Source organism: Photobacterium galatheae, assembly GCF_000695255.1.
Classification (GTDB): Bacteria; Pseudomonadota; Gammaproteobacteria; order Enterobacterales; family Vibrionaceae; genus Photobacterium; species Photobacterium galatheae.
This window is the reverse complement of record NZ_JMIB01000008.1, coordinates 1-17,892: the sequence shown is the minus strand read 5'-3', so window position 1 is coordinate 17,892 and position 17,892 is coordinate 1. Positions and strand designations below refer to the sequence as shown.

The following is a 17,892-nucleotide window of genomic DNA, read 5'->3' as shown; positions in this document are numbered from 1 at the left end:
GAATGCTTTTCCTGAAGTCCTGACAAATTATGTGCAACGCTCAGTTTACCTGATGATACCTTGCTTGAAACTGATCAATTGTGATTTTTTTGCGCAATTCTAACCATAGAACACGCTTTTACTTGATTGTAATTGCAATCTTTTTGATTAGATGTCGCAATGATAGTGAAAATTTTTATGATGGATGTGCCAGTTTTCATCAGTATGACACGATTGGTCATATGGCAGACCATCTTCCGTCTCATCCTTGAGCATGGCTCAATTTCACATCAGGTTAAAAAAATCTGCAACAATTATCAAAAAAGTTGAGTTTACCCATTGCCTCATCACGGGGATGAATGAAAAAATGGCGTTTTGGCCGAATGTGAACCTGTCTGGTGACCGAACGGTGAACGCGTAGCGCTGAAGGAGAATGCAATGCCGGAGCAATTGACCGATGATCCAGGGACGCTGGGCCAGACGGATGTGGAAATCACGAAAGAAGAAGTTCGTTATCAGGGCTTTTTCCGGTTAAAAGCTTTCCATTTTCGTCACCGTCTGTTTGCGGGTGGCTGGAGCCAGCCCCTGACTCGGGAAATGCTGGATCGGGGCCATGCCGCAGCGCTGTTACCTTATGATCCGATCCGCGATCAGGTGGTGCTGATTGAACAGTTTCGGATTGGTGCCCTGGCCGGTGAGTGTCAGCCCTGGCAACTGGAAATTGTCGCGGGCATGATTGAGCCGGGTGAAAGCGAAGAAGCGGTGGTTCGCCGTGAAGCGGTTGAAGAAGCCGGTCTGGCGGTCAGCCAGATGGCCTATATCACTCGCTATTTATCCAGTTCTGGTGGCTGCTCAGAAACCCTGAGTGTGTATGCAGGTTGTGTTGATAGTCGGTTGGCTCAGGGAATCCACGGGCTGGAAGATGAAGGTGAGGACATCCGTGTTCACGTGATGAGCCGCCAGCAAGCTTATGACTGGGTTTCGTCTGGTAAAATAGAAAATGCAGCCAGCATCATTGCGCTACAATGGTTGCAACTACACTATCAGCAGTTACAGGCCGAATGGGTGAAGGAAGGGCAGTGAGTCACAAAAGGTACACCGTCGATCTTGCAGGCATCATGCGGTTATATGAAACCAATTATGCGAAGCTGCTTCCATTGCTGCCAAAAAGTGAGGTGGTGGGGGAGGAGTGTGCCTATCAGGTTGGCAGTCATGATTATAAGCTGCGTATTCTGGAATCAACCCGCTACACGACGCTGATCCAGTTGAAAATGGAAACTGACAGTGGTTTGCCGGATTACCTGATCCCGACCTTTACCGTCCGTTTATACCACGATGCCAGGGTGGCAGAAGTGTGTTCCATTCAGCAGATTTCGCGTTTGAAGCCAAGGTATGATTACCCTAATTTGCGGATGCACCAGAAAGATGAGAAACATCAGGTCAATCGCTTCTTGGGAGATTGGCTGGCTTACTGCCTCAGGAATGGCCTGAGTAAGCAATCGGTTTATTAACGACTTTATTCAACAAGGTTTTGACGTTTTGCAGACCTATTCTCTGCCGCAGAAAAATTCAGATAGTGTACTGTTGCTGCAACTGACCGATACCCACCTATTTGCGGATGAGGCCGGCAGTCTGCTCGGTGTCGCAACAAAAGACAGTTTTCACGCCGTGCTCGATGAAGTGGCGGCACAGTCACGTCCGTTTGATGCCATTATCGCGACCGGCGATATCTCTCAGGATCATACCCCGGAATCTTACCAGCGTTTTGCCCATGGTATTGAACGCTGGGCGCAGCCGTGCTTTTGGTTGCCCGGTAATCATGATTATCAGCCGAGCATGAAGAGTGTGCTGCCTTCCCCGCAGATTAAAGCCTGTGATCAGGTACTGGCGGGAGAGCACTGGCAGGTCATTTTGCTCGACAGTCAGGTTGTCGGTGTGCCGCATGGTGAACTGAGTCCGGTGCAGCTGGAAATGCTGGATAAAGCGCTGGCTGGTGAACCGGATCGGCATGCGCTGGTTTTACTGCACCATCATCCACTTCCTGCGGGCAGCCGCTGGCTGGATCAGCATCAGTTGAAAAACAATGATGCTTTCTGGCAGGTGATTTCCCGATATCCGCAAGTGAAGGCCGTGCTGTGTGGGCATATTCATCAGGAACTGGATGTGCTGCATCAGGGCGTCCGCGTGCTGGCAACGCCATCAACCTGCATTCAGTTCATGCCAGATTCTCATGATTTCGCGCTGGATCAGTCGAATCCGGGCTGGCGTTGGCTGGCACTGAGGCCAACCGGGGAAATCGACACGCAGGTCGAGCGGGTACGTAAGCGTTCTTTCTCGCCACAGTTTGATGCGGCGGGTTACTGATGGACACATTGCTGCTTTATCTTCACGGTTTTAATAGCTCCCCTCAATCGATGAAAGCTCAGCAAATGGCGGCATACTGCCGGGCTGAGCGCCCTGACATCCGGGTCGAGATCCCACAACTGCCCTGCTACCCAAGTCAGGCAGCCCAGTTTATTGATACATTAGTTACTCATTTGAAGCCGACATACCGGATTGGATTGGTGGGCAGTTCTCTGGGGGGCTATCTGGCCACCTGGCTGAGCCAGCGACATGGTTTACCGGCGGTGCTGGTCAATCCTGCGGTGAAGCCTTTTGAACTGTTGATGGATTACCTGGGTGAGCAGAAGAACCCTTATACTGACGAAGTGTATTCGCTGGTGCCGCAGCATATGGATGAGCTGAAAGCGCTGGAGATCGGGCAACTGAGTCATCCCGAACTGTTGTGGTTATTGCAGCAGGAAGGGGACGAAGTGCTGGATTACCGTCAGGCGGTGGAAAAATACGCAGCCTGTCGTCAGACGGTAGAACCGGAAGGGGATCACAGTTTCATCGGATTTAATCGCTATCCTGCCGATATCGTCCGCTTTTTAGGTTTATAACTGTTTCGCGGCGTGCTCTGGGCATGCGTGATTCATCTGGTCTCAGCCAGCCTCAGCTTGACATCAAGGCTGAGGTTACTGACTATTGTGGCAACATTTTCTCGTAACTTTCCGAATCTATGACAGACCAAAGCTATAACGCCGGAGCCATTGAGGTTCTGAACGGCCTAGAGCCGGTTCGCCGCCGTCCCGGCATGTACACTGATACGGCGCGGCCGAACCACCTGGGTCAGGAAGTAATCGACAACAGTGTCGACGAGGCACTGGCTGGCCATGCCAGGAAAGTCGAAGTGATCCTGCACGACGATCAGTCGCTCGAAGTCATTGACGACGGTCGTGGGATGCCGGTGGATATTCACCCTGAGGAAGGGGTGTCCGGGGTCGAGTTGATCCTGTGTAAACTCCATGCCGGTGGTAAATTTTCCAATAAAAACTACCAGTTCTCCGGTGGCCTGCACGGGGTTGGTATCTCTGTGGTGAACGCCCTGTCCACGCGAGTGGAAGTCACGGTGAAACGTGACGGTCAGGTCTACCAGATCGCGTTTGAGAACGGTGACAAAGCCAGCGAACTGGAAGTGATTGATACCTGTGGCCGCCGCGCCAAAGGCACCCGGGTTCATTTCTGGCCGGATGCCAAATATTTCGACAGCCCGAAATTCTCAGTCAGCCGCCTCAAGAGTGTGCTGAAAGCCAAGGCTGTGCTGTGCCCTGGCCTTGAAATCGTCTTTACCGACAAGAACACTAATGAAACCCTGCGCTGGTGTTATGAAGATGGTCTGAACGATTATCTGATTGAAGCCGTCAAAGAATATCCGCTAGTGCCTGAAGCACCGTTTACCGGTGTGTTCTCCGGCCAGAACGAGGCCGCCGACTGGGCCGTGGTTTGGTTGCCGGAAGGCGGTGAATTGCTGACGGAGAGCTACGTGAACCTGATCCCGACGGCTCAGGGGGGCACCCATGTGAACGGGCTTCGTCAGGGCTTGCTGGATGCGATGCGTGAATTCTGTGAATTCCGTAACCTGCTGCCGCGTGGCGTGAAGCTGACTGCGGAAGATATCTGGGATCGCTGTGCTTACGTCCTCTCGGTGAAGATGCAGGATCCGCAGTTTGCCGGTCAGACCAAAGAGCGCCTGTCTTCCCGCCAGTGTGCGGCGTTTGTCTCTGGCGTCGTGAAAGATGCTTTCAGCCTGTGGCTGAACGAGCGTCCGCAAATCGCAGAACAGTTAGCGGAAATCTGTATTGCTAACGCTCACCGCCGGATGCGTGCCAGCAAGAAGGTGGTGCGGAAGAAAGTCACCAGTGGTCCGGCGCTACCGGGGAAACTGGCCGACTGTTCCCAGCAGGATCTCAGCCGAACTGAGCTGTTCCTGGTGGAGGGTGACTCGGCCGGCGGTTCAGCCAAGCAGGCCCGTGACCGTGAATATCAGGCCATCATGCCGCTGCGCGGTAAGATTCTGAATACCTGGGAAGTTTCTGCCGATCAGGTGCTGGCTTCTCAGGAAGTTCATGATATTTCCGTCGCACTGGGAATCGACCCCGACAGTGACGATCTGAGCGGCCTGCGCTACGGTAAAATCTGCGTTCTGGCGGATGCTGACTCGGATGGTCTGCACATCGCAACCCTGTTGTGCGCCCTGTTTATGAAACACTTTGAGGCACTGGTGCGTGCCGGTCACGTTTATATTGCGATGCCGCCACTGTACCGGCTCGATCTGGGCAAAGAGGTTTACTACGCCCTGGATGAAGCCGAAAAAGAAGGCATTCTTGACCGCTTGAGCGGCAAGCGCGGCAAGGTCAATGTCCAGCGCTTTAAAGGTCTGGGTGAAATGAACCCAATGCAGCTGCGTGAAACCACGATGGATCCAAATACCCGTCGTCTGGTGCAACTGACCATTGATGACGATGAACAGACCAACCAGATGATGGATATGCTGCTGTGTAAGAAGCGTTCTGAAGACCGCCGAAGCTGGCTGCAAACCAAAGGCGATCTGGCCGAAGTCGACGTGTAAGCCGACGACCCCATGACTGATTTCCTCCTGCCGGGCAGACCGGCAGGAATGAGGACAACACGGATTTAGCACCATGACTGATGTCTCAATGGAAGGTATCGAGCAGCTTCCGCTGCGAAAGTTTACTGAAGATGCCTATCTGAATTACTCCATGTACGTAATCATGGACCGGGCCCTGCCGTTTATCGGTGACGGCCTGAAACCGGTACAGCGCCGGATTATTTACGCAATGTCTGAGCTGGGCCTGAGTGCCACAGCGAAATACAAAAAATCTGCCCGGACCGTGGGTGATGTACTGGGTAAGTATCACCCGCATGGGGATTCAGCCTGCTACGAAGCTATGGTCCTGATGGCACAGCCGTTCTCTTATCGTTATCCGCTGGTTGACGGTCAGGGGAACTGGGGTGCTCCGGATGACCCGAAATCGTTCGCGGCCATGCGTTATACCGAATCGCGCCTGTCACGTTTTTCTGAAGTGCTGCTCAGTGAACTGGGTCAGGGCACGGTCGAGTGGGGCCCGAACTTTGACGGCACCATGAAAGAACCTTTGATGCTGCCGGCCCGTCTGCCGCACATCCTGCTCAATGGTGTCACGGGGATTGCCGTGGGTATGGCAACCGATATTCCGCCGCATAATGCCCGTGAAGTCGCCAATGCCGTGGTGCATCTGATCGAAAATCCGAAGGCGGATCTGGACGAGCTGATGACGTTTGTCAAAGGCCCGGATTATCCGACGGAAGCAGAAATTACGTCTTCGAAAGAAGATCTGAAAAAGATTTACCGCACCGGGAAAGGCAGCGTGAAAATGCGTGCCGTGTGGAGCAAAGATAATGGTGAAATCATCATTACCGCACTGCCACACCAGGTCTCCGGCTCCAAACTGCTGGAGCAGATTGCCGGAATGATGCGGGCGAAGAAGTTGCCGCTGGTGGAAGACTTACGTGATGAGTCAGACCATGAGAACCCGACTCGGATTGTGATCGTACCGCGCTCAAACCGTGTGGACAGCGAACAACTGATGGAACACTTGTTTGCATCAACGGATCTGGAGAAAAGTTTCCGGGTCAACCTGAACATGCTGGGTCTGGACGGACGTCCTCAGGTGAAAGGTCTGGTCACGATTCTGTCTGAATGGCTGACCTTCCGCCGTGAAACCGTGCGTCGCCGTCTGCAATATCGTCTGGACAAAGTGCTGGCCCGCCTGCACATTCTGGAAGGTTTGCTGGCTGCATATCTCAACATCGATGAAGTGATCGAGATCATCCGCACCGAAGATGATCCGAAAGCAGAACTGATGAGCCGTTTTGGGCTGAGTGCGACGCAGGCAGAAGCGATTCTTGAGATTAAATTACGCCAGTTAGCCAAACTGGAAGAGATCAAGATCCGTGGCGAGCAGGATGAACTGAATAAAGAGCGCGAGAAGCTGGAACAGCTGCTGGGCTCTGAACGCCGTATGAATACCCTGCTGAAAAAAGAGTTGCTGGCCGATGCCGAGAAGTACGGTGATGACCGCCGTTCTCCACTGGTCGAGCGGGCAGAAGCCAAAGCAATGACCGAGCGCGATCTGCTGCCGAGTGAAGCGATTACGGTGGTGCTGTCGGATAAGGGCTGGGTCCGTCATGCCAAGGGGCATGAGGTTGATCCGAGCACACTGAATTACAAGTCGGGTGACAGCTATCTCAGCCACGCCCGCGGCAAGAGCAACCAGCCAGCGGTCTTTATCGGCAGCGATGGCCGCAGTTATGCGCTGGAGTCTCATTCCCTGCCGTCTGCGCGCAGTCAGGGTGAGCCGATTACCGGCCGTCTGAACATTACCGCAGGCAGTAGCGTGCGTCAGGTTTTGATGCCGGATGATGAGCAGTACTGGCTGATGGCGTCTGATGCCGGTTATGGTTTTGTCTGTAAGGGCAGCGACATGATCTCCAAGAACCGGAATGGTAAGGCGTTGCTGAGTGTGCCTGCCGAGTGTGAGGTGATGCCGCCGCAACCAATTTCAGATCTGAAATCAGATCAGGTGCTGGCGATCACCAACGAAGGCCGGATGCTGGTCTTCCCGCTTCAGGATCTGCCGCAGCTGGGCAAAGGGAAAGGGAATAAAATCATCAATATTCCTGCGGCCCGTGCCAAAGCCCGCGAAGAGTTCTTGTCTCACCTGCTGGTACTGCCGGCAGGCAGCGAGCTGACCCTGTACGCAGGTAAGCGGAAGCTGGGACTGAAAACTGCTGATCTGGAGAACTTTATCGGTGAGCGCGGACGTCGCGGGGCGATGTTGCCACGTGGCTTGCAGCGGGTCACCAGTTATGAAATCGCTGTACCCGATCAGGGCGATGAGCAAAGCTGATCGTTCTGGCGCATAACATAGTATGAAACAGGCCTCATTCCGAGGCCTGTTTTGTTTCGCTGGAGGCATTTGAACTGGTGTCAGAATCCGACAAAAAAGCCGTTTTATGGATGTAATTTCCCTTTGACTGGGTATACTAGCGCACGCTTGTACGCTGAGGAGAATTTGATGATTGCTGTATTTCGACTGTTGGCACTTGCGCTGTTTGCCATCGTCATGTTTGTGTTTGGCTGCGGTTATTGCCTGCTCAGCCCACGAAATCCGAAACATGTTCACACGTTTGCCCGTTTATTCGCTAAAATGTCCCGTATCCTTGGGATTCGGCTGGAATTACGTGTGGCAGATGCAGCCAAAGAAGTCGGCCCGAGCGTGCATATCGGTAACCACCAGAATAATTATGATTTGTTTACCATTGCCGGTGCGGTGTTGCCGCGTACCGTGACGGTCGGCAAAAAGAGCCTGCTGTGGATGCCTTTGTTTGGCCAGTTGTACTGGCTGACCGGTAACATTTTGATTGACCGTGCGAACCGAAGCAAAGCGATGGGCACGATCGGTCAGGTGGTGGAAAAAATTAAAGAACGGAATGTCTCAGTCTGGATGTTCCCGGAAGGTACGCGTTCTCGCGGCCGAGGTCTGCTGCCATTTAAAACCGGTGCCTTCCATGCGGCGATCGGCGCGGGTGTGCCAGTGGTGCCGATTGTGTGCAGCACCACAGACCATGTTAAGTTTAACCGCTGGAACAATGGTGTGGTGATTGTTGAAGTGATGCCACCGGTCTCCACCGAAGGCATGACCAAAGAAGACATTCGTGAGCTGTCAGGGCGTTGCCGTGATCTCATGGTTGCGAAACTGGATGAGCTGAATGCTGAAGCTGCGGCCCGTTCCGCCAAATAATCGCTTCACGCATTTTGTATTGTCAGGAAGACAGGCCATTTGGGCCTGTCTTTGTTTTTGTCGTCAGAAAAGGTAAGTCATGCGCCAGGAATTCGTGATATTGGTGAATCAGGCCGGTGAGCATCAGGGACTGGCCGAAAAAATGCAGGCTCACCGGGATGGGCTGTTGCACCTTGCTTTTTCGGTGCTGTTGTACCGTGAAACACAGACAGGCAGAGAATTCCTGTTACAGCAACGGGCGCTGGAAAAGTATCACAGCGGTGGTTTGTGGACGAATACCTGTTGTTCTCATCCCCGTGAGGGCGAGAGCCTGCAACAGGCAGCAACCCGGCGTTTGGGCGAAGAAATGGGGATCAACGACGTGGTACATGTCGATGAAGTGGCCCGTTTTGTGTACCGCGCAGCGCTGGATAACGATTTAGTTGAGCATGAACTGGATGCGGTGCTGGTGGCGGAAGTGCCGGCACTGGCGGTTGCTCCGAATCCGGAAGAAGTGATGGCCTATCGCTGGTGGCCGGAAGCGGAACTTTCGGCGCATCTGGCGCAATCTCCTGAAACGTTTACGGCCTGGTTCAGTGAGGTCTACCGTCAGACACTGGCGTCCCTCTCGCGATAACTGCTATATACCTAAAAGCGCACATTCAAACACACATTAAAAAGACGGGCTGGTGCGCCCGTCTTTTTATTTCGTCTTTATTTCATCATCGTATCGCAGACATTTGCCGGATCAGGCTTTACGCACCGCAATCGCTTCGATTTCGATTTTCACATCTTTTGGCAGACGAGCAACCTCAACGCAAGAACGTGCCGGATAAGGGGCATGGTTTTCATCGAAGAAGTTCCCGTACACTTCGTTGACGGTGCCGAAGTCGTTCAGATCTTTCACAAACACTGTCATTTTCACGATATCTGACACTTTCAGACCTGAAGATTCAACAACAGCTTTGACGTTTTCCAGTGACTGACGCGCTTGAGCTGCGATATCTTCTGGTACTTCACCGGTCGCTGGATTTACTGGAATCTGGCCGGAAGTCAGAACCATGTTGCCCAGATCCACGCCCTGAACATATGGGCCGATCGCCGCAGGCGCTTTGTCTGTGTGCAGTACTTGAGTCATCGTTGTTCCTTATTGCTTCAATGGAAAGGAACTAGTGTGCAACGCCTTGTCTGGCAGGTCAAAAGATTTACTCCTGAAACGCAGCCTCTTCACCAGCGTTCTGAATCGTTTCGGGAGAAGATTTGCCAGCATCGGCATCGTTCGTCTGATAAATAGCCGGTGAGTCAGCTTTCAGGGCGACATCTTTACTGTCATTTGTGGTCGCAGGGAAGGTGCCTGTTACCTGCGTCTGGAAACTGCTGAGCGGCGAGGGCGTCGGACGGGACTCGGACACAGGGGGGGACGCCGGCCGAATTGCCGCGGTTTCCGGGTCGTGAGGGGCATTCAGTGAGTCTGGTACCTCGGTGTTGCGGTTGAGACGTCGGACATAGGGAGAGACCTCAATACTGGCGAGGTCATGACTGGCTGATGTTGGCGTGATCCCAAGTTCGGCCAGCCAGTCGAAGATTAGGGTTGCCGGAATAAACTGGCTGTAACGGAGTGCCGGACGCAGGTTTCTGAGATCTTCCGGATTATTCACAATCGCGACGGTGATCCCCACAATCTCACCGGCGTCATTGAGCACTGGGCCACCGCTCATGCCAGACATGACGGGGGCATCGCTGAGTGAATAAAGACACTGACTGTTGGTATCCATGACATCTTGCAGGTATTTGCCCTGACCCTGAATGCTGTTCCCCAGCAGGGAATGTCCGAGATGGGTGACCGGCTGATCCGGATAAATCAGTCCCCAGGTTGGTACGGTGGTGGAGTCGGTCCGGATCAGTGCCAGATCACAGAGCGGATGATAAATCACATCCCGGTTCCAGGAGTAACGGGCGACATGTTTGGCGGTGACTTGCAGATGCGGCGTGATGGGGACTGCCGAGCCGAATCCGCCGAGCAGGATAGGGACGCCGATGACCACTTGTTGGTTGGCTGCATGTGCCGGGGCCTGAGAAACGTCTCCATTGGTCATGATGCAGCTGACCAATCCCAGAGCCAGCAATCCAGTAAACAGTTTTTCAGCCCATTGTTTCAGTAAAAGATGACAATACTGTCCATTTCTGTTCATTTGATGTCCCTGATTCAGCGCCTGTGACACAGGGCGAAAGCATGATGCCCCTGAAGAAACGCAGCCGATCACCTGGGTGAATCAGGGAATCGGGCGATGACGTTTTCCCTGAGTCTAGGGAGCGGCCTGATGAGACTATGTTGTTGAACTGAGACAGGTGAGGGTTGATGTATGAAAAGGTATAAAAACAGTAAAGCCGGCTCAGAGGTGAGCCGGCTTTCTCAGTTTTGTCATTGAGGGCACGGTATCAGTGGTAATCGGTGACGATATCGCGGGCAAAGACTTTTTCGCAGTATTTGCACTTCAGACGTACTTCTTCATGCTTGGTCAGAACGTTGAAACTGCTGTCGACCGGCTCGTTGTGGGTGATACAGTTCGAGTTCGGGCATTTGAAGATTGCGTTAATCTGCGCCGGCAGCGACAGGGTCAGTTTCTTTACGACCTGATAGTCTTCAATCTGGTTGACCGTGGCTTTAGGGGCATACAGCGCCAACTGATTGGCCAGCTCTTCATTCAGGAAGACATTTTCAATTTTGATCAGATCCTTGGTGCCCTGAACGGAAGATGGCAGATTCAGGCCAATGGTGACTTTTTCTTTCGCTTCATGCAGTTGAAACAGGCGCAAAACCTTGATGCCGATGTTGGCAGGAATATGGTCGATGACAGTGCCGTTTTTGATCGCTTCAACCTGAAGTTGGGTGTCTTTTGTCATGATGGACTCTCCTGCTTAAAGATTTGGGTTTAGCACCAGTGCCAGCAGTGCCTGGCGGGCATAGACACCATTTTCTGCCTGCTGGAAATAATAAGCGTGCGGGGTGGTGTCCACATCCGTGGTGATCTCATCCACGCGTGGCAGTGGGTGCAGCACTTTGAGGTTTTCCCGCGCGTTGGTCAGCATGTCGGCATTCAGGATATAAGCCGCTTTCATATGGGCATATTCCGACTCATCGAAGCGCTCTTTTTGTACCCGGGTCATGTAGAGGATGTCCAGCTCAGGGATCACTTCTTCCATTTGGGTGTGCAGGCTGTACTGAATGCCGGCTTCATCCAGTTCTTCGCAAATGTAGTCTGGCATTGCCAGCGCTTCCGGCGCGATAAAGAAGAAGCGGATGTTGTTGAACTTCGACAGGGCCTGCGTCAGGGAATGCACGGTACGGCCGTATTTCAGATCGCCCACGAAAGCGACATTGAGGTTGTCCAGACGGCCCTGAGTTTCGGCAATGCTGAACAGATCCAGCAAAGTTTGGGTTGGATGCTGGTTCGCCCCGTCACCGGCGTTAATCACCGGAACCTTGCCGGAAAACTCCGACGCCAGACGCGCTGCACCTTCCTGAGGATGGCGCATCACGAAGGCATCGACATAAGAGGTAATCACCTGCACCGAGTCAATCAGGGTTTCGCCTTTCTTGGCCAGTGAGGTATTGCCGCCACTGTCAAAGCCAATCACACTGCCGCCCAGACGCTGAATTGCAGTTTCGAAAGACAGGCGGGTGCGGGTGGATGGCTCGAAGAAACAGCTGGCGACCACCTTATGCTTCAGCAGCTCAGGATTCGGCTCTTTCTTCAGCTGTGCAGCGGTTTCAACGATCAGCTCAAGTTCGCTGCGGTTAAGCTCGGGGATAGAAATAATGTGCTTATGGTATAGCGAATTCGCCATGGCGCTTCCCTCTTTGGTCTGGAACACGTTGCTTCAGCTCTGTCTGGTCCGGAGTTACAGGTAAAAAAAAGCCCCCTGAGATCAGGAGGCTTGTGGATTCGGTTTCGGAGAAACAAAAACGGCACGGCTCGCCGTGAACCGGCGGCGTCGCTGCAGATTTTGCATTGCGATCAGGGCCATTTTTTGCTCTCTCCAGACAAATTGCGGAGGATTATACCGCCATTTTTCTGGGGCGCAAGCGTTTGCCCGGTTGGATGTTCGTTAGCTACCCAGCGTTGCCACCATCACGGCTTTGATGGTGTGCATCCGGTTTTCAGCCTGATCAAAGACGATTGAATGTTCCGACTCAAAGACGGATTCAGTCACTTCCAGGCCGGATAAGCCGTACTTTTCAGCCACTTCCTTACCCACGGTGGTTTCATCATTATGAAACGCAGGCAGGCAGTGCATAAATTTGACGCTGGGATTACCGGTCGCTTTGAGCGTGGATGAATTGACCTGATAAGGCAGCAGCGATTTCACCCGCTCATCCCAGGCGGACGGTGCTTCTCCCATCGAGACCCACACATCCGTGTAGAGATAGTCACATCCGTGGACGCCTTCTTCAACCGATTCGGTCAGCGTGATCCGGGCACCGGTTTCCTGAGCAATTTCAAGGCACTGTTTCACCAGTGTATCTTCCGGCCAGTACGCTTCAGGGGCAACCAGACGGATATCCATGCCCATTTTCGCAGCGCCCACCATCAGAGAATTACCCATGTTATTGCGCGCATCGCCCAGATAGGCAAACCTGATGTCCTGCAAGGGTTTATCCGGGTTGTGCTCTTGCATGGTGAGAAAGTCCGCCAGAATTTGTGTCGGGTGGAATTCATCGGTCAGGCCGTTCCAGACCGGAACCCCCGCGTATTTGCCCAGTTCTTCCACGATGTCCTGACCGAACCCCCGGTACTGAATGCCGTCATACATCCGGCCCAGCACGCGTGCCGTGTCTTTCATCGATTCTTTATGGCCGATCTGGCTGCCGGACGGGCCAAGATAGGACACGCGGGCACCCTGATCAAACGCGGCGACTTCAAAGGCGCATCGGGTACGGGTGGAGGACTTTTCAAAAATCAGGGCAATGTTTTTGCCGCTCAGACGCGGTTGTTCGTGCCCCGCATATTTGGCTTTTTTCAGTTCTGCGGAAAGCGTCAGCAGGTGCCCGATTTCGCGTGGGGTGAAATCCAGCAGCTTGAGAAAGTTCCGGTTGCGCAGATTAAATGCCATATCTCGTCCTCGTGTTCATGACATCAGCGAACACTGATCGCTGCGTTATGTATGAAAATACGTTATTTGTGAATAATTACCCATAAAATATGAAATTATATATGCGTGTGTCAATTGTAAAAGTCAGCCGGCTGACATGAAAAATGCGTGGGCTGGTGACGAGGAGTCTTTCCGGTAAAGAAAAGGGCGGGGAGAAGATGGAAATTCATAGGGATCCGTGCCATATTGGCGGCCGATTTCGTACATACTCTGGTCGGCAGACCCTATTTGGAGAGACCCTATGTCTTACGCAGAATTGATTGAAGAGCAGAAGGAAGAGACTCGCGAGATTATTGAGTCCCTGCTGGAAGATGGCAGTGATCCGGATGCGCTGTATTCGATTGAGCACCATTTCTCCGCGGATACTTTTGCGCAACTGGAAGGTGCGGCTGCAGAAGCATTCAAAATGGGCTTCGAAGTCATGGATGCTGAAGAGCTTGAACTGGACCCGGAAGACGGTGGCGGTAAAGTGGTGTGTTTCGATGCCGTGATGGAGTCTGCACTGGATGCTGAACTGATCGACGAGCAGGTGCTGAAGCTGGTGGAACTGGCGCAGAAGTACAATATTGATTACGACGGTTGGGGCACTTACTTCGAGTCGGGCGAAGACGACGAAGACTGATCCTATCCGTGACTGAAAAAAGCTGGCATCGCCAGCTTTTTTCATGATGTTCTTTCGCTTACAGCCACTTCACCATTCGAATCTCACAGGCATCGTGGCCAGTGTTCCCCATCGGGCCGTCGAGATGTTGAAATCCCAATGATTCATACAGCGCAATGGCCTCAACTAAGTTGGCCGTCGTTTCCAGATAACAGGCGCGATAGTCTTGTTCACGGGCATATCGCAGCGCTTTTACCGCCAGCTTTCGTGCCAGGCCACGTCCTCGCAGCTCAGGCAGAAAATACATTTTCTGTAACTCACACACGTTTTCTTCTCCGGCCAGTGCTGCAATGCCACCACCACCCAGTACCCGGTGATGGTGTTCAATCACCCAGTAAGCATGGCGTGCGGGCTGGTAAACCTCACTCATGCTGTCGAGGGTTGGATCGGCGACACCATACCCTTTGTCTGCGGTGAGATCATATTCTGCAGAAACGCGTCGAATGACGGCAGCAATCGCCGCATTGTCCAGTGGTGTCAATGACCGGATGGCATAGCCTTGCTGTCTGTCCGCCATCACCATGGCTTTATGGTAGCGTTGCAGGCTTTGGTCTAATTGCTCGATTTCATCCAGATCCATTTGGGCCAGAAAACCATCCACCTGGGTGTTCAGTCTTTGATGCAGTTCAGCCAGCCTGGCTGCGCCTTCGGGAGTCAGCGTGGCAATCTGGCTGCGTTTGTCATCCGGATGCGGATGAGTGGTGACCAACCCAGCGTTACTGAGTACAGCCAGAGTACGGCTGGCGTTTGATTTGTCTACGTTGAGCCGGGCGGCCATGTCATTGACCGTGCAGGGTTGGGCTTCGAGTTCGATCAGAGTATGCGCCTGAACGGGGGTCAGCGCCATGTTGCCACATTGGCTATCGAGCATCCCGAGCTGGCGAACCAGTTGTCGGGAACGCTGGCGCAAGGTTTGAGCATCCATCCATCGGATTCCATGTTGTTGTGGTGTGCAATCAAATTTAATTGCGGTTCACAACAATGTCAATGGGTGATCGATGGTGTGATCGAATGATGCCGGCAATGAGAGTGGCTGCTTGCCTGATGTTTTTCTCTGCGTTGCCAGACTGTTTCATGTGCAAGATAGGCCAGCGTATTTATGGCGGGCTCGATCAGTGCCATGATACCGCCGACCATCCAGCTCCCGCTAAGCAGGTAAGCGACCGTGAAAGCAACACTGAAATGGACTGCCGCAAAGCTGATGGTTTTGTTGGCGGGTTTGCCAAAACGTGAATGCTTCAGTGACGGCCATTGCCAGATTCTTTCATGAAAGTAGAATGCCACGGTGTTGACCAAGGGTTCGATGAGGGCAATCAGGCTCCCCAGAATTATGTCGCCGGTCAGCAGATAGGCGACGGTAAACGCGACGGTAAAGTGAATCATGGCAAAGCTGATCGTTTTTTTCATACTGTGATCCTCGTTGATAAGGACAGTATGGGATACCATTATTAATCAGTAAAAACGTTTGATTCTATCCTATCAATAGCTAAAAGCTATTCATTGTTGCGCGTCGACACGAATGAGCGTCCAGTGTCGCCTTATTCAAAGAAATACAGGGAAAACTTTATGCTGCTGAGTGCATGGTGCTGAGGTATATTGACTGATATTTTTTCACAGTATCGACGCACTTGGTCAACTGATTTTTATCAACGCTTGCAAACCATTAGGACAACTCATAATGAATAATAAGGTTATCTTTCATGGCAGGGGTGGCGAGTTCTTCGGCATCTGGATTGTCAATATTTTGCTCAGTTTCGTGACTCTGGGGATTTACTCGGCCTGGGCGAAAGTGCGGACTAAAAAATATTTTTACGGCAACCTTGAACTGGCTGGCGATCGCTTCGATTACCATGCGACGCCGAAACAGATTCTGATTGGCCGCTTGATTGCCTTTGTCTGTGTGCTGATTTGGGCGATTGCCAGTAACTTCATGCCAACTTTTGCTTCGCTGCTGATGCTGGCATTTGTGGCGATCTATCCACTGCTGGCACGTAACAATGCCCGTTTTGATGCCCGGATGACCAGTTACCGCAATGTGCGTTTTAACTTCAACGGTTCCCTGAAAGGGGCTTACTGGGCAATGCTGGGATGTGGTTTCTTCTCAATGATTCCACTGGTCATTCTGATGGTTGCTGCGGCTTCAGTGATTGATAAGTCGCTGGCTGCCGGCATTGTCTTTATCGTGCTGTCGGTTGCGGGTTATTTCTTCATGTTTGCCAATGTCACCGCCACAATTACTCGTTATTTCGCCAATGGCTACCAGTATGGTGATCGTCTGTTGAGCGCTGAGATCCGCACTCGGTTTTTCATCAAAACGACCTTGCTGGCCTCGTTGTTAGGTCTGGGCATCCTGGCTGCCATGGTCGGGCTGGTCGTCGTGGTTGCCGGTGCCGGGGCACTGACGAGTTTTGCGACAGGTCAGCTCGATGGGCACAATGGTGCGCTGTGGCCGTTTTTTACTGTCATTATCTTGTATCTGGGGCTGTTTCTGATGATGGTGATCGTCTCTGCTTTTATGAAAGCCCGGGTCCGAAATTACACTTTTGCGCAGCTGAAAACAGACGGTGAACTAGAATATGGTTTTGCTTCCACATTACGTACCGCTGCCTTTGTCTGGCTGATTGTGACGAACTTTTTTGCTCAGGTTGTGACGCTGGGTCTGGCTCGCCCTTGGGTCATGGTGCGAACGTCACGCTATCTGGCTGACAATACAGCCGTGATTGGTGATTTGGCGCTGCTGAAAGCCAAAGGGGAAGTGGCCGATGATGGCGCTGCTATTGCCGATGAAGTGGCGGCCGCCTTTGATGTTGAAATGGGTCTCGGATGATCATTCAGGGCACCTGTCATCCGCCGCTCAGCGCTGAGCGGCTGGTGGCTGAGCTGGAATTGATACCCGATGGCAGCGTGACGCTGCGTTGTGGTGAGCATACTGGCGAGTGGGCCATGGATGCGCTGACGTTTTCGGAGCCGCTGGGTAGCCTGCCGGCTCAGATCACATTTCCGGATGGCTGGTTATTTAAAGCCGCTGAAAATCAGATGTTGGCGGATTGGATTCAGGCGCACGGAACGAAGCGAAGCTTATGGATCTACCGACTGGAACGTCATTGGCTGGCGATTGTCGCCAGTCTGGTCTTTTTGATCGTGCTGGGGGCAGGGACTTATCGTTATGGTATTCCGGCGGCCAGTCACATACTGGCTCGGATGTTACCCCAGGCGGTTCCGGAGTATATCGGTGAAACGGTGCTGGAGACGCTGGATGAGTATCTGTTCGCTCCGTCGCAGTTGGACGAGCAGGAGCAATGGCAGATTCGGGACAGGTTTGCTTTGCTTCAGGATAATTGGCCCCCCCTGCCGTTTGAACCGAAAATTGTTTTCCGTTCCTGGCAAAAAGGGCCGAATGCTTTTGCTTTGAGTGACGGGACTATCGTGGTGACGGACTCGCTGGTGGCACTGGCCACAACACCGGCTGAGCTGGAGAGTGTGCTGCTGCATGAAGTCGGCCATCTTTATCACCAGCATGTGATGGAGGCTGTGGTACAGTCGGCGCTGTTATCCGTTTCGGTGGCTTTGTTGACCGGTGAAAATTCCGGACTGGCAGATAACCTGACCGGTGCCGGGGTCTTTATTGCTTCTTCTGGTTATTCACGGGACGCTGAGCGTGAAGCCGACAGTTTTGCTGCGGAGCAGATGCTCAAGCAATATGGCACGACCGAGCCGATGGCCGCGATGTTTCATCGCTTTATGGAGCATGGCAGCGACAGCGAACTGCCGGAATGGCTACAAAGCCACCCGGACCTGAATCAACGAATCGAGGCGGTGAGCGCGCTGGAGCAATAAGCGTGCAAGTTCAATCAGTTTCCTGTACTTAATTATCCCCAGTGTGTTTCATTTGGGGATAATCTTTCTATCCCCCCCCCCCCCCCCCCCTCCCCG

The 17,892-nt window shown here is 52.8% G+C and carries 18 protein-coding genes; 11 read left to right on the top strand and 7 right to left on the bottom strand.

Annotated features, from left to right (window positions below; translation table 11 throughout):
* The first annotated feature begins 417 nt into the window (after nt 1–417).
* The 8 genes from nudF to idi all read left to right on the top strand — a co-directional run bounded on the left by nudF (nt 418) and on the right by idi (nt 8,781).
* Nucleotides 418–1,062, top strand: a complete 645-nt coding sequence (gene nudF, locus EA58_RS05460; RefSeq protein WP_051641910.1) for an ADP-ribose diphosphatase — start codon at nt 418–420, stop codon at nt 1,060–1,062.
* Nucleotides 1,041–1,490 (top strand): DUF1249 family protein, encoded by a 450-nt coding sequence (locus EA58_RS05455; protein ID WP_200872158.1) that lies wholly within the window; start codon nt 1,041–1,043, stop codon nt 1,488–1,490. Before nudF ends, EA58_RS05455 begins: the two co-directional genes overlap by 22 nt.
* A gap of 28 nt (nt 1,491–1,518) precedes the next feature.
* Nucleotides 1,519–2,343, top strand: a complete 825-nt coding sequence (cpdA, locus tag EA58_RS05450; protein WP_036750009.1) for a 3',5'-cyclic-AMP phosphodiesterase — start codon at nt 1,519–1,521, stop codon at nt 2,341–2,343.
* Nucleotides 2,343–2,921, top strand: a complete 579-nt coding sequence (gene yqiA / locus EA58_RS05445) for an esterase YqiA (RefSeq protein WP_036750007.1) — start codon at nt 2,343–2,345, stop codon at nt 2,919–2,921. Before cpdA ends, yqiA begins: the two co-directional genes overlap by 1 nt.
* A gap of 119 nt (nt 2,922–3,040) precedes the next feature.
* Nucleotides 3,041–4,930, top strand: a complete 1,890-nt coding sequence (gene parE / locus EA58_RS05440; RefSeq protein WP_036750004.1) for a DNA topoisomerase IV subunit B — start codon at nt 3,041–3,043, stop codon at nt 4,928–4,930.
* 73 nt (nt 4,931–5,003) lie between these two features.
* Complete coding sequence (parC, locus tag EA58_RS05435; RefSeq protein WP_036750002.1) at nt 5,004–7,271, top strand: DNA topoisomerase IV subunit A; 2,268 nt, start codon at nt 5,004–5,006, stop codon at nt 7,269–7,271.
* Between the two features lie 168 nt (nt 7,272–7,439).
* Nucleotides 7,440–8,165, top strand: coding sequence for a 1-acylglycerol-3-phosphate O-acyltransferase (locus EA58_RS05430; RefSeq protein WP_036749999.1), 726 nt, complete (start codon nt 7,440–7,442; stop codon nt 8,163–8,165).
* Nucleotides 8,166–8,244: 79 nt separating this feature from the next.
* Nucleotides 8,245–8,781: an isopentenyl-diphosphate Delta-isomerase gene (gene idi, locus EA58_RS05425; protein WP_036749996.1), complete on the top strand. Its 537-nt coding sequence runs from the start codon at nt 8,245–8,247 to the stop codon at nt 8,779–8,781.
* 111 nt (nt 8,782–8,892) lie between these two features.
* On the opposite strand, the gene EA58_RS05420 is transcribed toward idi, so the two are convergent.
* The 5 genes from EA58_RS05420 to argF form a co-directional block, all read right to left on the bottom strand.
* A complete protein-coding gene (locus EA58_RS05420) occupies nt 8,893–9,282 on the bottom strand; it encodes a RidA family protein (protein WP_036749993.1) in 390 nt (129 codons plus the stop codon).
* 67 nt (nt 9,283–9,349) lie between these two features.
* Nucleotides 9,350–10,336 carry a trypsin-like peptidase domain-containing protein gene (locus EA58_RS20825; RefSeq protein WP_152547941.1) on the bottom strand — a complete coding sequence of 329 codons (987 nt, stop codon included), beginning with the start codon at nt 10,334–10,336 and terminating at the stop codon, nt 9,350–9,352.
* A 247-nt stretch (nt 10,337–10,583) separates the two neighbouring features.
* On the bottom strand, nt 10,584–11,048 hold the full coding sequence (gene pyrI / locus EA58_RS05410) for an aspartate carbamoyltransferase regulatory subunit (RefSeq protein ID WP_036749992.1): 465 nt from the start codon (nt 11,046–11,048) through the stop codon (nt 10,584–10,586).
* Between the two features lie 15 nt (nt 11,049–11,063).
* Nucleotides 11,064–11,993 carry an aspartate carbamoyltransferase gene (pyrB, locus tag EA58_RS05405; protein ID WP_036749989.1) on the bottom strand — a complete coding sequence of 310 codons (930 nt, stop codon included), beginning with the start codon at nt 11,991–11,993 and terminating at the stop codon, nt 11,064–11,066.
* A 261-nt stretch (nt 11,994–12,254) separates the two neighbouring features.
* Nucleotides 12,255–13,259 (bottom strand): ornithine carbamoyltransferase, encoded by a 1,005-nt coding sequence (argF, locus tag EA58_RS05400; RefSeq protein ID WP_036749986.1) that lies wholly within the window; start codon nt 13,257–13,259, stop codon nt 12,255–12,257.
* Nucleotides 13,260–13,539: 280 nt separating this feature from the next.
* Here argF and rraB point away from each other — a divergent pair, with 280 nt between their 5' ends.
* A complete protein-coding gene (gene rraB, locus EA58_RS05395; protein ID WP_036749983.1) occupies nt 13,540–13,920 on the top strand; it encodes a ribonuclease E inhibitor RraB in 381 nt (126 codons plus the stop codon).
* A 58-nt stretch (nt 13,921–13,978) separates the two neighbouring features.
* Here the strand turns inward: rraB and EA58_RS21280 are convergent, their stop codons facing one another.
* Nucleotides 13,979–14,884: a bifunctional helix-turn-helix transcriptional regulator/GNAT family N-acetyltransferase gene (locus EA58_RS21280; protein ID WP_036749980.1), complete on the bottom strand. Its 906-nt coding sequence runs from the start codon at nt 14,882–14,884 to the stop codon at nt 13,979–13,981.
* Nucleotides 14,885–14,943: 59 nt separating this feature from the next.
* On the bottom strand, nt 14,944–15,366 hold the full coding sequence (locus EA58_RS05385) for a DUF2061 domain-containing protein (RefSeq protein WP_036749977.1): 423 nt from the start codon (nt 15,364–15,366) through the stop codon (nt 14,944–14,946).
* Nucleotides 15,367–15,637: 271 nt separating this feature from the next.
* Between EA58_RS05385 and EA58_RS05380 the strand changes: the two genes are divergently transcribed.
* On the top strand, nt 15,638–16,786 hold the full coding sequence (locus tag EA58_RS05380) for a YjgN family protein (RefSeq protein WP_036749974.1): 1,149 nt from the start codon (nt 15,638–15,640) through the stop codon (nt 16,784–16,786).
* Nucleotides 16,783–17,796: a M48 family metallopeptidase gene (locus EA58_RS05375; RefSeq protein WP_051641908.1), complete on the top strand. Its 1,014-nt coding sequence runs from the start codon at nt 16,783–16,785 to the stop codon at nt 17,794–17,796. The genes EA58_RS05380 and EA58_RS05375 overlap by 4 nt, the downstream gene beginning before the upstream one ends.
* Nucleotides 17,797–17,892: the final 96 nt, after the last annotated feature.

Excerpts from the sequence above, each read along its gene's own strand:
- nudF (WP_051641910.1), top strand. The coding sequence starts at position 418 with ATGCCGGAGCAATTGACCGATGATCCAGGGACGCTGGGCCAGACGGAT.
- EA58_RS05455 (WP_200872158.1), top strand. The coding sequence starts at position 1,041 with ATGGGTGAAGGAAGGGCAGTGAGTCACAAAAGGTACACCGTCGATCTT.
- yqiA (WP_036750007.1), top strand. The coding sequence starts at position 2,343 with ATGGACACATTGCTGCTTTATCTTCACGGTTTTAATAGCTCCCCTCAA.
- parE (WP_036750004.1), top strand. The coding sequence starts at position 3,041 with ATGACAGACCAAAGCTATAACGCCGGAGCCATTGAGGTTCTGAACGGC.
- parC (WP_036750002.1), top strand. The coding sequence starts at position 5,004 with ATGACTGATGTCTCAATGGAAGGTATCGAGCAGCTTCCGCTGCGAAAG.
- EA58_RS05430 (WP_036749999.1), top strand. The coding sequence starts at position 7,440 with ATGATTGCTGTATTTCGACTGTTGGCACTTGCGCTGTTTGCCATCGTC.
- idi (WP_036749996.1), top strand. The coding sequence starts at position 8,245 with ATGCGCCAGGAATTCGTGATATTGGTGAATCAGGCCGGTGAGCATCAG.
- EA58_RS05420 (WP_036749993.1), bottom strand. The coding sequence starts at position 9,282 with ATGACTCAAGTACTGCACACAGACAAAGCGCCTGCGGCGATCGGCCCA.
- EA58_RS20825 (WP_152547941.1), bottom strand. The coding sequence starts at position 10,336 with ATGAACAGAAATGGACAGTATTGTCATCTTTTACTGAAACAATGGGCT.
- pyrI (WP_036749992.1), bottom strand. The coding sequence starts at position 11,048 with ATGACAAAAGACACCCAACTTCAGGTTGAAGCGATCAAAAACGGCACT.
- pyrB (WP_036749989.1), bottom strand. The coding sequence starts at position 11,993 with ATGGCGAATTCGCTATACCATAAGCACATTATTTCTATCCCCGAGCTT.
- argF (WP_036749986.1), bottom strand. The coding sequence starts at position 13,259 with ATGGCATTTAATCTGCGCAACCGGAACTTTCTCAAGCTGCTGGATTTC.
- rraB (WP_036749983.1), top strand. The coding sequence starts at position 13,540 with ATGTCTTACGCAGAATTGATTGAAGAGCAGAAGGAAGAGACTCGCGAG.
- EA58_RS21280 (WP_036749980.1), bottom strand. The coding sequence starts at position 14,884 with ATGGATGCTCAAACCTTGCGCCAGCGTTCCCGACAACTGGTTCGCCAG.
- EA58_RS05385 (WP_036749977.1), bottom strand. The coding sequence starts at position 15,366 with ATGAAAAAAACGATCAGCTTTGCCATGATTCACTTTACCGTCGCGTTT.
- EA58_RS05380 (WP_036749974.1), top strand. The coding sequence starts at position 15,638 with ATGAATAATAAGGTTATCTTTCATGGCAGGGGTGGCGAGTTCTTCGGC.
- EA58_RS05375 (WP_051641908.1), top strand. The coding sequence starts at position 16,783 with ATGATCATTCAGGGCACCTGTCATCCGCCGCTCAGCGCTGAGCGGCTG.